The sequence below is a fragment of the Empedobacter sp. GD03861 genome (assembly GCF_029840885.1).
GTDB classification, from domain to species: domain Bacteria; phylum Bacteroidota; class Bacteroidia; order Flavobacteriales; family Weeksellaceae; genus Empedobacter; species Empedobacter falsenii_B.
Genome location: NZ_JAOCDJ010000045.1, coordinates 1 through 15,748, shown reverse-complemented (window position 1 = coordinate 15,748; position 15,748 = coordinate 1). Strand labels below are relative to the sequence as shown.

The following is a 15,748-nucleotide window of genomic DNA, read 5'->3' as shown; positions in this document are numbered from 1 at the left end:
CTTTTATGGCTGTTTTAAATTCAATATTCTGATAAGCTGTAGATAAACTTAAGTTAGAATTGTTTGTACATAGATTATTAAATTCACTTATCTGCCCCCAAACAATCCCACTAATCATCAACAATAAAAAGTAAAATATCTTTTTCATACGTCTTTCGTCAACTATTTTTAGAATAACGCAATTTACTTTAGAATATTCTATCAACCATAATGTTTCTAATTTTCGTGAGATAAACTATCTTTGCAACCTGAAAATTTGATTAAGATGTCTTTAGAACAAGAAATAAATAAAAGAAAAACCTTTGGAATTATCGCCCATCCCGATGCTGGTAAAACAACTTTAACAGAGAAGTTATTACTTTTTGGAGGCGCAATTCAAGAAGCTGGAGCTGTAAAAAGTAACAAAATTAAAAAAGGAGCAACATCCGATTTCATGGAAATTGAACGTCAACGTGGGATTTCCGTTGCAACTTCGGTTTTAGCATTTGAATACAAAGGAAAAAAAATCAATATCTTAGATACGCCTGGTCACAAGGATTTCGCCGAAGACACTTTCCGTACTTTAACTGCAGTAGATTCTGCAATTGTGGTAATCGACGTTGCAAAAGGGGTTGAGGAACAAACAATCAAATTGGTAGAAGTTTGTCGTATGCGCAAAATTCCGATGTTGGTTTTCATTAACAAAATGGACCGCGAAGGAAAAGATGCGTTTGATTTAATGGACGAAGTTGAACAAAAGTTAGACTTACAAGTAACACCTCTTTCTTGGCCAATTGGTATTGGAGCAACTTTCAAAGGAATTTATAATATTTGGGAGAAAAACATCAATATTTTTTCTGGAGATAATAAACAAAAAATTTCTGAAACAACGAAAGTTGAGGATTTATCAAGTCCAGATTTAGACACATTAATTGGAACAACTTACGCCGAAAATCTTCGTAATGAGATTGATTTAATTGATGGAGTTTATCCAGAATTTGACATGCAAGAATATATGGACGGAAATTTACAACCTGTATTTTTTGGTTCTGCTCTTAATAATTTTGGTGTTCGCGAATTGTTAGACGCTTTCGTTGATATTGCACCAACTCCACAATCTAAAGAAACAGATTTGAGAATTGTCGAACCTTATGAAAATAAATTTTCTGGCTTCGTGTTCAAAATTCATGCGAATATGGATCCGAAACACCGCGACCGTTTAGCCTTTATCAAAATCGTTTCTGGTAAATTTGAACGTAATACCAACTATTTCCACGTTCGCCAAGGTAAAAACATGAAATTCGCTGCGCCAAATGCTTTCTTTGCTGATAAAAAAGAAGTGGTTGATGAATCGTTTGCGGGTGATATCGTTGGTTTACACGATACAGGAAACTTTAGAATTGGTGATACGTTGACAGAAGGTGAAAAATTTTCTTTCAAAGGAATTCCTGCTTTCTCGCCAGAACATTTCCGTTACATCAACAATGCTGATCCAATGAAAGCAAAACAATTGGAAAAAGGAATTGATCAATTAATGGACGAAGGTGTTGCGCAGTTATTTACATTAGAAATGAATAATCGTAAAGTTATCGGAACCGTTGGTGCACTGCAATATGAGGTTATCCAATATCGTTTAGAGCACGAATATGGTGCAAAAGCAACGTACGAACCTTTCTCTGTTCACAAAGCGTGTTGGGTAGAAGTTGAAGATGAAAAATCAGAAGAATTCTTAGAATTCAAACGTGTTAAACAACGTTATTTAGCAAGAGATAAATTCAATCAATTGGTATTTTTAGCAGATTCTGCTTTTACAATTCAAATGACGCAAGATAAATTTCCGTCAGTGAAATTACATTTTGTAAGTGAGTTTTAAATTTTGATCAGATAATTGAATTAACCAACTGAAATATTTTTTAGAAAAAATCTAAATGAAAAAGATCATATTAAGTTTAACATTGATTTCAGCGTTTGCAGTAAATTCAAAAGCACAAGATTTGAAATCAATTTTTGGAACATTAAAAAAAGAAGTCGAAAAAGTAAACACTCAAACGACAACACAAAATAATTCAACAGTAAAAGTTGATTCAATAAAAGTTGTAAATGGTTCAACAGAATCTAAAACAATTTCTGCAGAATCCTTAACAAAGTTAAATGGTTTATCTAACGCAACTGTTGCCTCTGGATTGAAAGAAGCTTTGTCATTAGGATTAACCGACGGAATAAAATCATTGGGTCAAAAGAATGGTTTTTATAATAATTCGGTTGCAAAAATCTTGATGCCAGAAGAATTACAAAATGTTGAAAAAACTTTGCGTTCTTTAGGAATGGGAAGTTTGGCGGATAAAGGAATCAAATTATTGAATTCTGCTGCTGAAGATGCTGTTTCTGAAGCTGCTCCTATTTTTGTAAATGCAGTTACATCGATGACCATTACAGATGCGAAAGATATTCTAGTAGGAGGAAATAATTCGGCTACAAATTATTTAAAACTAAAAACAACATCTGATTTAACAAAGGCTTTTCAACCAAAAGTGGAAGCTTCTTTGGGAAAAGTTGGTGCGGATAAAGTTTGGAATAATTTGATTACAAAGTATAATACGTTAACTGGAAACCAAATTGATCCAAATCTGAATGCATATGTAACACAACAAACAATAAATGGTGTGTTTAACATGGTTGCAGAAAAAGAAGAAGGAATTCGTGGAAATAAAGCATTGCGTACAACATCATTGTTACAGCAGGTTTTTGGAGCACAAGATAGTAAGAAGTAAATTTGTTTTGAGATAAATTTCAAGATGACTTTCAATAAAAAAATCCGCTCAATGAGCGGATTTTCTATTTGTAATAAAATATATCATTTCCTATTAAGCTTCACAAGAAGAACAAGAAACTAAGTTTGCAACTAATTCCTTAGAAACTGATTGTGAACGCTGATAGTACAATGTTTTTACACCTAATTGCCAAGCTTCGATCATCAAACGGTTAACTTCTTTCACAGGTAAATCTGGTGGAATATTTAGGTTTAATGACTGCGATTGATCTACATATTTTTGACGAATCGCTGCTTGTTGAACAATTTCTAATTGAGAAATTTCTTTGAATGTTTTGAACACATCTTTTTCCTCTTTTGTCAATTGTTCTAAATGTTGCACAGAGCCACCATTCAACATGATTTCGCGCCAAATATCTTCGTTATCGATTCCTTTTTCTTGTAATAATTTAGTCAAATATTTATTCTTACGCATAAAGTTTCCTTTCGATAAACCTGCTTTGTAATAATTTGAAGCAAACGGCTCAATTCCTGGAGAAGTTTGTCCTAAAATCGCAGAAGAAGACGTAGTTGGTGCAATTGCACAAGTTGTTGTATTACGACGTCCGTAGCCTTTTAAAACCTCTGGTTCACCATAAATACGAGCTAATTCTTCCGAAGCTTTATCTGCTTTAGATTGAATATGCTTGAAAATTTCTGTTGTACGTAATTTCGCTTCCATTCCTTCGAAAGGTATCATGTTGCGTTGTAAATAAGAGTGCCACCCTAATACACCTAAACCTAAAGCACGGTGACGTTTTGCAAAACGATTAGCTGATGCTAAATAATGATTTCCTTCTGTTTTTTCGATGAATTCTTGTAAAACTGCATCTAAAAAGAAAATTGCTAAACGTACTGCCTCAGTATCTTTCCATTCATCGTATAACTCTAAGTTCATAGAAGATAAACAACAAATAAATGATTCATCAGCAGATGAAGGCAACATAATTTCTGAACAAAGATTAGAAGCATTAATTGACATTCCTAAATCTTTGTAAACCTGTGGTTTATTTTTATTTACGTTATCTGTAAAGAATAAATATGGTAATCCTTTTTCTTGACGAGACTCTAAAACTTTCGCCCAAATTTGACGTTTATCCGCATCTCCATCAATCATTTCTTGCATCCAATAATCTGGTACACAAACACCATAAAATAAATTCTGAATTGAACTTCCTATCGATTTAATTTTCAAGAATTCTTCGATATCATCATGGTCAATATCCAAATAAGCCGCAAAAGCTCCACGACGTGTAGAACCTTGAGAAACCACATTCATCGCAGAATTGAACAATTCCATAAACGAAACAGCTCCACTACTTTTTCCGTTATCTGTAATCGCCGCTCCACGCTCACGCAATTCACCAAAATAACCAGAAGTACCACCACCGATTTTAGTTTGCATAATAACTTCTCCTAATTTATGCGTAATTCCTTCAATACTATCTGGAATATGAACATTGAAACAAGAAATTGGTAAACCACGCTCTGTTCCCATATTTGCCCAAATTGGAGATGATAAACTCATCCAACCTCTTTCTATCATTTCTTTGAAAGATTCTTGCAATTCTGGTTTGTATAAACGTTTTGCAGCCGCAGCTGTGATACGATCTATAGCTCCTTCAACTGTTTCCCCTTTCAATAAATAACCTCTATTCAAAATTTGTTCAGATTCAGAGTTTTTCCACCATAATTTTGGTGCTTCACCGTCAAAAAATATATTTTGAATGTCGTCGTGTGGTATTGGATTGTCCATAGCTTTAGAATTTATAATGATGTGATATTGTTAAATAATTTTATTTATAGTTGTGTTTTTGATAAAAAGTTTCGGCGGTTTAAAATAAATCGTCTGCCGAAATACTTTTGTCATGTTTAGTATAATCTACTGGTCTTTTTGCGAAAAAATCGTCTAAACTACTCGCAAAAACTTCTTCCTCAAACCAAGCCATCGGTTTATACTGTTCTTGGGAAATATGAAATATTTTTTTGTATCCAATTTTAGCAATTGCTTCATCAATACGGTATTTCATATAGTTTAATAAATCTGCTTTTGAGTAATAACCAAATTCTCCTTTCTCGAAAATCCAATCTAACATCATTTCTTCTTGGTCAATATAACCACGAACAGCAGTTTCTACCCAATTTTGATCTAATTCGTCTGGTAATAATCCTTCTTCACGAATTTTATTAATCAAATAAATCCCAGCATTTGCGTGAATTTGCTCATCTGTAGATGTCCAAGCAATGATGTTTGCTGTATTTTTCATTAAACCATCAAAACGTGTAAATGCCAAAATATTTGCAAATTTCGAGAATAACGAACTATCTTCGATTACCAATGCAAAGAACAATAATTTCTCTACAATTGATTTGTTCTCGTCACGCATAATTTCTCCAACAAACGTATTATAACTTTTGAAAATTGGATTTTGTAAGGCTACATTAAACTCATCTAAATAACCATTTACCTCCAAAATACGCGAATACGCTTCACTATGTCTAAACTCACATTCTGCAAAAGTAGCACCTAATCCATTCAATTCTGGCTTTGGAAAATAATGATACAAATCTCCCCAGAATCCTTTTACCGTTACCTCTACTTGCGCAATTGATAAAATAGAACGTTTGTGAATTTCGCGTTTCGCATCATCTAAATTGGCATGATAGTCTTGGATATCTGAAGTAAAATCTACTTCTCCGTGTACCCAATATGCTTTTTGGATTGCTTCTGTAAAGGTTAAAATTTCAGGATATTCAAATGGTTTATAATTTACCCTTTTATCAAAAATAGACATAGTTTTTTGGACTTTTTAGATTAATAAACTTTGGTAAAAACGAATTCTTTCATCAAAATAAATGAAGTTGGTTCTTTTATTTTATTTAGAAATTTGAACCTCAATAGGGTTACATTTTCGTTTCAATTACTCATCGATTCTTTCAAAATTAAGATAAGATTTTACAATTAAAAATTTTGTAATCTTAAAAATTAAAAAGGTTATCAACAAGTTGTTAATTATTTGATTATTAATTAATTATTTTTGAATTTTTATTCGTTATAATTTAATAATTTTTATCAAAATAACACCAATAACTTGGATTAATTTTCTATAATTTAACAAAAAAAAATAGGCAAGCCTTGTTGTAGACTTGCCTAAAGAATATGATTAAATTCTAAATTTTATCTTGCAATATTTACTGCACGTGTTTCACGAATTACAGTTACACGAACTTGACCTGGATAAGTCATTTCGTTTTGAATTTTATCCGAAATTAAGAACGATAATTCAGCTGCTTTTGTGTCATCAACTTTATCACTTTCTACAATCACACGCAACTCACGACCAGCTTGAATCGCGTATGCTTTTTCTACACCATCAAAGTTAAGAGCCGTAGCTTCTAAATCTTTCAGACGTTGCATATACGATTCCACAACTTGACGACGAGCCCCTGGACGAGCACCAGAAATTGCATCGGCAACTTGTATAAGTGGCGAAATTAAAGAAGTCATCTCTATTTCATCGTGGTGAGCTCCAATTGCATTAATTACGTCTGGATGTTCTCCATATTTCTCTGCCCATTGCATCCCCAAAATTGCGTGAGGCAATTCAGATTCTTGCTCCGGAACTTTACCAATATCGTGTAATAAACCTGCACGTTTCGCTAACTTAGGATTTAACCCTAATTCTGCAGCCAAGGTTCCTGCCAAATTTGCCACCTCGCGAGAGTGTTGTAACAGGTTTTGACCATAAGAAGAACGATATTTCATTCGTCCAACAATACGAACCAAATCTTTGTGTAAACCGTGAATTCCCAAATCTAAAATTGTTTTCTTACCAACTTCGATAATTTCATCCTCAATTTGTTTTGTTGTTTTTGCCACAACTTCCTCAATACGTGCTGGGTGAATACGCCCATCCGTTACTAAACGGTGCAAAGATAAACGAGCAATTTCACGACGAACAGGATCAAAACATGAAAGAATAATCGCTTCTGGCGTATCATCAACAATCACTTCAACTCCTGTAGCAGCTTCTATTGCACGAATATTACGTCCTTCACGACCAATGATACGTCCTTTGATTTCATCAGATTCAATGTTAAACACAGAAACTGCATTCTCTATCGCTTGCTCTGTTCCGATTCGTTGAATAGAAGAAATCACAATTTTACGCGCTTCATTTTTCGCATCCAATTCCGCCTCTTCCATAATTTCTTGGATATGAGCTTGTGCTTTCGTTCTTGCTTCGTCTTTCAAGACTTCAATCAATTCAGCACGTGCTTCATCAGCAGAATAGTTTGAAATTTTCTCAAGGATTTCTACTTGTTTTTTGTGCATCGTATCCACTTCTTTTTGCTTAATGTTAAGCTTCTCTGTACGTGCTTGTATATTTCCTTTCTCAGATTTAATCTGATCTTTTTGTTTCTGAATTTCTGCTAAGTCCGTTTTGATTCTCTCTTCACGTTCTTTTACTTTAAGCTCAGCATCAGCTACTTTTCTTTCACGTTGATTAACAACTTCTTCGTGTTTAGATTTTAATTCTAAAAATTTTTCTTTGGCTTGAAAAATTTTCTCTTTTTTAATGGCTTCACCATCTTTCTCAGCATCATTAATCAAATTTTGTGCTTTGCGAGTTGCTTCGTCAATCAGTTCTTGATTCTGTTTATCAACTGATTTTTTTGATAAGAAATATCCCACCGCTGCACCTATGATTAATGTAACAATTGCAATAATTATTGTCATAATTGGGTCCATAGATTATGTAATGTTTATATATAAAAAAACCTACATTAGTAAAGTATGTTTTGAGTTAACTCCTGTAAACAGGATTTGAGTTAGTCCGTCAGTCAAGTATCCGCTGTCAAATAAATGAACCTAAAAGGTTGCGGCCCGCTTTCCGAACGGTGTTCACTCGGTAACAAAACTAGTGTTGAGTTAACCAAAATAGCTAGAACTAATGTAGGAATATTGTTTAGTGGACAGTTTCACAACTGTCAGAACTTCTCTTATTTTGCGATTGACTGATCAATCAATTCTAATAACTTCGAAATGCGCTCTGTTGTCATTTCTTCGTTATCTTTCACTTGCTTTTTCAGCTTTGCTTCACGTAAAGCTAACTGAATTGTCACCATTGCAAGCGCGTCTTGTTTGTCAGAAACAGCGTACTTTTGTTCAAATTGTTTCAAAATACCATTTATTTCTTCTGCACAAGAAAGTAACATTTCTTCCTCGTCAGAATTAATCGTCATTGGGTAATGACGTGAAGCAATTTTTATCTCAATTCGTTGAGTTGACATTCTTTTATTAATTATTAGTTTTAATTTGAGCGATGCACGTATCGACTTCTTTTATTAATTTGTTCATTCTTTGCTTCATCATTTGTTTGTACTCCTGATTTCCGCTCATTGCATTAACGACTTTTAATCGTTTTACTTCCTCATTTAAATTTAAGTTATTCGCTTGCGAATCTCTCAATTTATTTTTCAATCGGGCATTTTCTTCTTTTAGAGAATTGATTTCATTTTGCAATTTTTCCAATTCTTGTATCGAGTTTTCAGCGCCCTTCAATATATCTTTATAATTCCCAAGTTGGCCTAAAACACTTAAAACTTTGTTTTCAAGTTCATTAAATTTTACCATTTTTTCCATCTCCTGAGAATTTCAATTATTCTAGCTTCTATTGCAAAAATAGTATTTTTTTACTTCTAATCAATACAAAAACCTAAATATTATCAGTTTTTTCTTATTCATTTGACAAATAGAGATTTACTTACATTTTTTGTTTCGTTTCTCTATTCTTCACTACTTTCACAACATACTTGATACTAAAAAACAAAAACAATACCGAAAGAATAGTTGGCAGAAATTGACAGAAAATAATCAAAATTGATTTGAAATAATACATTCCATCTTTCCAACTTTGTTTTAACTCATATCCTAAGTTGATTTCTCTATAAGCTTTCAAATCAGTTTGTGGTAAAATATTCGTTACAACTCGTGGTTCTTCTGATAATTGATACGCAATAGTCGCATAAGAAGTCGCATCATTTATCAACGCTTTATTCACTTTATTTTCGATTTGTTTCGAGATTTTCATTGCTTTATTGTTTTCATTTTTCAACTCATTTTCATATTTCTCAAAGGTCATTTCTTCATTATTAATCAAAATATGATCGATAATAATTCCTTTATCCACTGCAAATTTGACATGCTCACGCAATTTATTTGACGGAACTTTCAATTCAATCAAATAAGAACGTTGAATTTTGTCTATTTTCTTAACGCTTTCTTCAGATAATTCAACTATATCCGAATCTAAAATTTGATTAATCATTTCACTATTCAAAACAAATCCATTCAACGAAATCGCATTTTCTTCGATTTGAACCGCATCTTTCATCGCATCTTTTACTTTCATTTCGATCAACGCATTCGATTTAAAAACCTTCCCTTCTACTTCTAAATTTGCAGCATTAGAAACCGCAACTTCTTCTTTCGCATCAGCAGCCAATTCTGCATTACTTTCTGAACCTTTGTATTCATTACAACTTACGATAGAAACAACTATAAAAAGTGCTAAAATAATTTTTCTCATGATGATGTTTTTTATGTTTGATTTTAAAATTACTTTCATCATTTCTCAATCATTCACTAAAATCCTTTTCTTTTACTTGTTTATTATTTTACAAATACAAAATATTGATAATCATTTATTTAATTTTATTTTACAAAAATTTATCTCCAAATAATTTTCAGAAATTCAAAAGATTAAGGAGGTTTGTAAAAGATTTAGTTTACTTTTAACTGATTTGTTAATTATTGAAAAGAAAAAATGAAAGTGATTAAGCCAATTTTCCTAAACTTATTACTAAGTTCTGTTGTTTTTGGACAACGATCAGAACAACCAAAATCTGAAACATATCCAAAAAACATCTTCCAAAATCCTTTAGAAATTACCAATTATTTAGCTGGTAATTTTGGAGAATTACGTGCCAATCATTTCCACGCTGGGCTTGATATCAAAACTCAACAACGAGAAGGTCTGAAAGTAAAAGCGGTTGGAGACGGTTACATTTCTCGCATTAATATTTCGCCAACAGGTTATGGAAATGCACTTTATATCGATCATCCAAATGGATATACTTCTGTTTATGCGCATTTGAGAGAATTTACGCCAGAATTGCAAGAATATGTGCGCAAACAACAATATGCGAATGAAACGTTCAAGATCGAATTACATCCAAAACCAAACGAACTTCCTGTTAAAATGGGCGATTTGATTGCGCTTTCAGGGAATTCTGGAGGTTCTGGAGGTCCACACTTACATTTCGAAATTCGTGACACTAAAACGGAAGAACCAATTAATCCTTTTTACTTCGGTTTTGATTTGCCTGATACTCGAAAACCGTCTATTTTAGGCTTGTATGCTTATCCAATTTATGGTGATGTCAATCAAAAAACCAATCGAGTTGTTGTGGCAAATGGCGGAACAATTTCTGCTTCTGGTGCAATAGGTTTTGGTGTAAAAGCATATGATAAGCTGAATGGAGTTGAAAACAACAATGGTATTCATCAAATCAATATTTATGTGAACGATGAACCGATTTATACGTTTACTTCTAATCGTTTTTCGTTTGATGAAGCGCGAGCTATAAATACAGTTTGCGATTATGGCGATATTCAGAAAAATAATAGTTGGGTGTATCAAGGATTTGTGAAAGATGGAAATCCTGTCAGAATGTATTCTAACTTAAAAAACAATGGAATTTTAGAGCTTGAAGACGGAAAATCGTACAAAGTAAAAATTGATGTTTCTGATTATGCTGGCAATTTATCTTCGCAATCGTTTACTGTTAATGGAAAAGCATTTGTAGATTCTGCGAAACTTCCTGAAACAAATCCAATGTTGTGGAACAAAGAAAATCATTTCAAATCTGATGGAATCGAAATATTTTTCCCTAAAAATATTTTTTATGAAGATTTTGATTTAGCTTATAAATTCTCGAATGGTAAGCATTGGGTGGGCGATTATTATATGCCAATTCATCAATCTTACACCTTAGCAATAGAACCGACTATTGACATTCCGACAGCGCAATTGGACAAAGCTGTTATTGTACGCGAATATCAAAAAAGAGGTGCTTGGAAAAAAGATTATTTAACAACAGAGCTCAAAAATGGAAAGCTTGTTGCAAATCCAAAAGATTTTGGTGTTTTTTCTATTTTAATTGACAATACTAAACCGACAATTACTCCGTTAAATATCAAATCAGATAGTCAATTTACTCAAGCTAATGCTATTATCAAATTTACAATTGATGATGCACAATCTGGGATAAAAGATTATAAAGCTTATATCGATGGTAAGTGGGTTTTAGCCGAATATGATCAAAAAATTAAACGATTATCAATTAATTTGAACAAAGAACAGATTTCGGTTGGCAACCATCAATTAGAATTAAACGTGAAAGATGAAAAAAACAACACAGCAACATACTCTACAACATTCAAAAAGATTTCTTAGTACCATAAGTTTATCTCTTTTGGGTGGAATTTTATTTGCTCAAACTGCGCAAATTAATGGTAAAGTTGTCGACGAAAATAGAATTCCAATTAGTGAAGCTGAGATTATTGTCAACGATCAATCTTATTTTACAGATCAAAATGGTAATTTCAAAATTGATATTCCATCAAATTCTTCCGTTACCGTAACTTTTAACAACAATGGTTATCATTCGTTTGCACAAACTTTTACGCTAAAAGATAAAAACAAGAAAGAGATTTTTGTTCAATTAGTTCCTGATCAAACCAATGCAATCGAATTAGGTGAAGCAACTATTTCTTTTCAATCCAATAAAAATAAACCTTTGCAAAGTACCGTTTTGAGTGCTGCGCAAATGCAACAAGGACCAAGTTTGACTGGCGGAGTTGCCGATTTATTGAAAACATTGCCTTTCGTAAATTCGAATACAGAATTAAGTTCGCAATATATGGTTCGCGGAGGAAATTATGACGAAAATTTAATTTACGTTAACGGAATCGAAGTTTATAAACCTCAATTGATTCGTTCTGGCGAACAAGAAGGTTTAGGTTTTGTAAATCCTGCGATGACGCAATTTATCAACTTTTCTGCTGGTGGTTGGGAAGCAAAATACGGCGACAAAATGTCTTCTGTTTTAGATGTTACCTACAAACGCCCAACAAAATTTGAAGGACAATTAGAAGCAAGTTTAATGGGCGGAAGTTTGACATTAGGCGGAGGTTCTAAAGACAAAAAACTTTCGGCAATTGTTGGAGCGCGCTATCAAAACAGAAATTTAGTGTTGAATACCTTAAAAGGTGATACCAATTTCAATCCCGAATATTACGATGTACAAGCCAATATCAATTATAAATTAAATGATAAATGGAATGTTGCATTTTTGGGGACAATGTCACGTTCGCGCTACGAAATGTTTCCTGTAAAACGTGATACGTACATCAACACAATGGATACTCCGTTGTTGCTAACTGTTTTTTATGACGGAAAAGAGGATGATAAATTTGCGACAGAAACAGGAAGTTTATCATTTACATATCAACCAAATTCTAAAGTAGATTTAGGGTTAGACCTTTTTGCTTATCATTCGAAAGAGCGCGAATATTTTGATATTCAAGGTTCTTATTTCATTTCCGAAGTAGACGAAAAAGGCCATGCTACTTCTACGAATGATGTTGGTTCGCAAATCGATCATGCACGAAATAATTTTGATGCGTTGGTTGCTGGAATTCAACACAAAGGAAAATATAAAATCAATGGAAACAATGATATTGAGTGGGGTGCAAAATTTCAACAAGAAGATATTCGTGATTTATTAGGTGAATGGCAAGCAATCGATTCGACAGGATATGTTGTGAATCCAAATCCAGGAAATGGTTTGAATTTAAGTTATTATGTGAATTCTAAAAATAATTTAAAAACCAATCGTATTTCAGGTTACGCACAATATACAAGCAAATTTATGTGGAATGATGCGAAAGTAATGTTCAATGCTGGTGTGCGTACGGCTTATTGGGATTTTAACGAAGAAACAACTATTTCGCCTCGTGCTCAAATCGCTGTTAAACCAGATTGGGAAAGCGATATGTTGTTCCGTATTTCGACAGGTATTTATTATCAACCTCCCTTCTATCGCGAAATTCGTCGTTTAGATGGTTCTTTGAATAATAAAGTAAAATCGCAACAATCAATTCATTTTATATTTGGAAACGATTACGAATTCAAATGGATGGATCGTCCGTTCAAATTAACAACTGAGGTTTATTACAAAATCTTAAACGATTTGAATCCGTATTATGTAGACAATGTAAGAATTCGTTATACGGCAGATAATAACTCCAAAGGTTATGCGTATGGACTTGACATGCGTTTATTTGGGCAGTTTGTTCCTGGTATAGATTCTTGGTTCTCGGCTTCGTATGCGCGAGCTTATCAAAATATTGATGACAGAGGAAATATTCCATTACCAACAGATCCTCGTTTCAAATTATCTGCATTTTTCCAAGATTATATGGAGTTTTTACCATCTTTCAAGGTGAATGTAAATTTGATTTATGCTTCTGGTTTGCCAAATGGAGCGCCACAATTTGCAGATCCTTACCAATACCAAACAACGTTGACAGATTACAAACGTGTTGACATTGGTTTTGTGAAAGAAATTATTAATCAAAAAGAATTGAAACCATCAAAAGGAACATTCTGGAGTAATTTCAAAGAAATTTCGATTGGTGTAGATGTCTTTAATGTGTTTGATATTAAAAACGAAATCAGTAATTCATGGATTCGCGACGTAAATTCGAGTGCAGTTTACACAATGCCAAATTATTTGACAGGACGTTTCTTGAATGGAAAGATTAATTTTAAGTTTTAAGATAATTTTTTATCCTTATAATGTCAAGTTGAATTCATTTCAACTTCGCATCCTCAAAGTAAAACTCGCAAGATGTGTTTCTGAAACAAGTTCAGAATAACACTTTGATAAATAAGAAAATATTATTTCATCTAACTTCTCGATACAATTTTCTTTGAAAATCACTCGAAGTGACGAAATTTAATTCTACTAAAACTCAAATCAAAAAAACTTTATACATTTACCGAAGCACTTCTACCGACAGAAGTGCTTATTTTTTATTTAAAATCTGACAAAACGACACATAATGGGCATTGGCAAACTATTTGATTCAATCAGAAACAAAAAAACTAATAAGAATATGTCTGACCAAAATATACACGAAGAATTAGAGAACGAGAATCTTCAAGAAAACGTTCAAGAGAGTGATAACACTGTAGAACAACCACAAGAAGAAACTGCTGGAAAGTCAGAATTAGAAATTGTTAAGGAACAATTAGCAAAAGAAAAAGACCAATATTTACGTTTATTTGCAGAGTTTGACAACTTCAAAAAACGTACTTCGCGCGAACGTATGGACATTTTCAAGACAGCAAATAAAGAAGTTATTACGTCTTTATTACCTGTTTTAGATGATTTTGGACGCGCTTTAAATCAAATTGAAAAGTCTGGAGACGACAGCTTACATCAAGGTGTTGAATTAATCAATAATAAATTAGTAGAAACGTTACGTGCAAAAGGTTTGAAAGAAATGGAGACTAAAGCTGGAGACGATTTCAATACTGATTTACACGAAGCAATTACTCAAATTCCTGCTCCAACGGAGGATTTAAAAGGAAAAATTGTAGACGTTGTAGAAACGGGTTATTTATTAAATGATGTGGTAGTTCGCTACGCGAAAGTTGTTGTTGGATTATAATTTAGATTAAGAAAATGTCATCAAAAAGAGATTATTACGAAATATTGCAGGTCGAAAAGTCTGCAACATCAGAGCATATCAAGAAAGCTTATCGTAAACTTGCCATCAAATATCACCCTGACAAAAATCCTGGTGACAAAGAGGCAGAAGATAAATTTAAAGAAGCTGCAGAAGCTTACGAAGTTTTAAGCGACGACAACAAACGTGCACGTTACGACCAATTCGGACATGCAGGAATGGGCGGAGCTGCTGGCGGAGGATTCGGCGGTGGCGGCGGAATGAATATGGAGGATATTTTCTCTCATTTCGGCGATATCTTTGGAGGCGGAGGATTCGGTGGTGGATTTGGAGGTCAATCTCGTGGTCCACGTCGAATGAAAGGTTCTGATATGCGTATTCGCGTAAAATTGAACTTAGAAGAAATGGTTAACGGTTGCGAAAAGAAAGTAAAAGTTAAACGTTTTAAACAAGCAGATGGCGTTACATCTAAAACATGTCCATCTTGTGGCGGTTCTGGACAACAAGTTCGTGTTACCAACACATTTTTAGGACAAATGCAAACTGCTACAACTTGTGGAACTTGTCAAGGAGTAGGAAAAGTTGCAGACAAAATTCCTTCAGGAGCAAATAATCAAGGATTAATTAAAGTTGAGGAAACAATCGATCTTAAAATTCCTGCTGGAGCAAGAGAAGGAATTCAATTACAAGTTCGTGGAAAAGGTAACGATGCGCCTTTTGATGGTATTCCTGGTGATTTACTTGTTTTGATTGAAGAAGAAGAACACGATACATTAAAACGTGATGGAAACAACTTACATTTTGATTTGTATATTTCTATCCCAGATGCTGTTTTAGGTGCTTCTAAAGAAATTCCGACGGTTAATGGAAAAGTAAAAATTAAAATTGACAAAGGAACTCAATCAGGAAAAGTATTACGTTTAAAAGGTCAAGGTTTACCAGATTTGAACGGTTACGGAAAAGGTGATTTATTTGTGCATGTTAACATTTGGACACCAACTCATTTATCGAAAGATCAAGAAGCGTATTTTGAAAAAATGAGAGACGATGATCATTTCTCACCAGAACCTTCGAAAAATGAAAAATCATTCTTTGAACGTGTAAAAGATATGTTTCAGTAATTGAAAAATATATAA

12 protein-coding genes are annotated in these 15,748 nt (G+C 33.3%); 6 read left to right on the top strand and 6 right to left on the bottom strand.

Annotation, left to right across the window (positions count from 1 at the left end; translation table 11 throughout):
• Positions 1 to 265 precede the first annotated feature (265 nt).
• A complete protein-coding gene (locus N5D03_RS13420; protein ID WP_038333563.1) occupies positions 266 to 1,852 on the top strand; it encodes a peptide chain release factor 3 in 1,587 nt (528 codons plus the stop codon).
• 55 nt (positions 1,853 to 1,907) lie between these two features.
• Positions 1,908 to 2,750 carry a DUF4197 domain-containing protein gene (locus tag N5D03_RS13415; RefSeq protein ID WP_280048967.1) on the top strand — a complete coding sequence of 281 codons (843 nt, stop codon included), beginning with the start codon at positions 1,908 to 1,910 and terminating at the stop codon, positions 2,748 to 2,750.
• Positions 2,751 to 2,843: 93 nt separating this feature from the next.
• On the opposite strand, the gene N5D03_RS13410 is transcribed toward N5D03_RS13415, so the two are convergent.
• The 6 genes from N5D03_RS13410 to N5D03_RS13385 form a co-directional block, all read right to left on the bottom strand.
• Entirely contained in the window at positions 2,844 to 4,544 is a 1,701-nt protein-coding gene (locus N5D03_RS13410; RefSeq protein WP_115001235.1) for a ribonucleoside-diphosphate reductase subunit alpha, read from the bottom strand.
• A gap of 79 nt (positions 4,545 to 4,623) precedes the next feature.
• Positions 4,624 to 5,583 (bottom strand): ribonucleotide-diphosphate reductase subunit beta, encoded by a 960-nt coding sequence (locus tag N5D03_RS13405; RefSeq protein WP_280051947.1) that lies wholly within the window; start codon positions 5,581 to 5,583, stop codon positions 4,624 to 4,626.
• 383 nt (positions 5,584 to 5,966) lie between these two features.
• Positions 5,967 to 7,541: a ribonuclease Y gene (gene rny / locus N5D03_RS13400; protein ID WP_115001244.1), complete on the bottom strand. Its 1,575-nt coding sequence runs from the start codon at positions 7,539 to 7,541 to the stop codon at positions 5,967 to 5,969.
• 251 nt (positions 7,542 to 7,792) lie between these two features.
• Entirely contained in the window at positions 7,793 to 8,083 is a 291-nt protein-coding gene (locus N5D03_RS13395) for a cell division protein ZapA (protein ID WP_038335658.1), read from the bottom strand.
• Positions 8,084 to 8,090: 7 nt separating this feature from the next.
• The gene (locus N5D03_RS13390) at positions 8,091 to 8,435 is read right to left on the bottom strand and encodes a hypothetical protein (RefSeq protein WP_019975371.1); all 345 of its coding nucleotides are present in this window, start codon (positions 8,433 to 8,435) and stop codon (positions 8,091 to 8,093) included.
• Positions 8,436 to 8,556: 121 nt separating this feature from the next.
• Positions 8,557 to 9,381 carry a hypothetical protein gene (locus N5D03_RS13385; RefSeq protein WP_147280015.1) on the bottom strand — a complete coding sequence of 275 codons (825 nt, stop codon included), beginning with the start codon at positions 9,379 to 9,381 and terminating at the stop codon, positions 8,557 to 8,559.
• A 237-nt stretch (positions 9,382 to 9,618) separates the two neighbouring features.
• Here N5D03_RS13385 and N5D03_RS13380 point away from each other — a divergent pair, with 237 nt between their 5' ends.
• From N5D03_RS13380 to dnaJ, 4 genes are all read left to right on the top strand, one after another.
• Positions 9,619 to 11,310, top strand: coding sequence for a M23 family metallopeptidase (locus tag N5D03_RS13380; RefSeq protein ID WP_280051945.1), 1,692 nt, complete (start codon positions 9,619 to 9,621; stop codon positions 11,308 to 11,310).
• On the top strand, positions 11,258 to 13,696 hold the full coding sequence (locus tag N5D03_RS13375; RefSeq protein WP_219035228.1) for a carboxypeptidase-like regulatory domain-containing protein: 2,439 nt from the start codon (positions 11,258 to 11,260) through the stop codon (positions 13,694 to 13,696). Before N5D03_RS13380 ends, N5D03_RS13375 begins: the two co-directional genes overlap by 53 nt.
• 340 nt (positions 13,697 to 14,036) lie before the next feature.
• Positions 14,037 to 14,594: a nucleotide exchange factor GrpE gene (locus N5D03_RS13370; protein ID WP_260391935.1), complete on the top strand. Its 558-nt coding sequence runs from the start codon at positions 14,037 to 14,039 to the stop codon at positions 14,592 to 14,594.
• Positions 14,595 to 14,608: 14 nt separating this feature from the next.
• Complete coding sequence (gene dnaJ / locus N5D03_RS13365; RefSeq protein ID WP_115001253.1) at positions 14,609 to 15,733, top strand: molecular chaperone DnaJ; 1,125 nt, start codon at positions 14,609 to 14,611, stop codon at positions 15,731 to 15,733.
• The last annotated feature ends 15 nt before the right edge of the window (positions 15,734 to 15,748 follow it).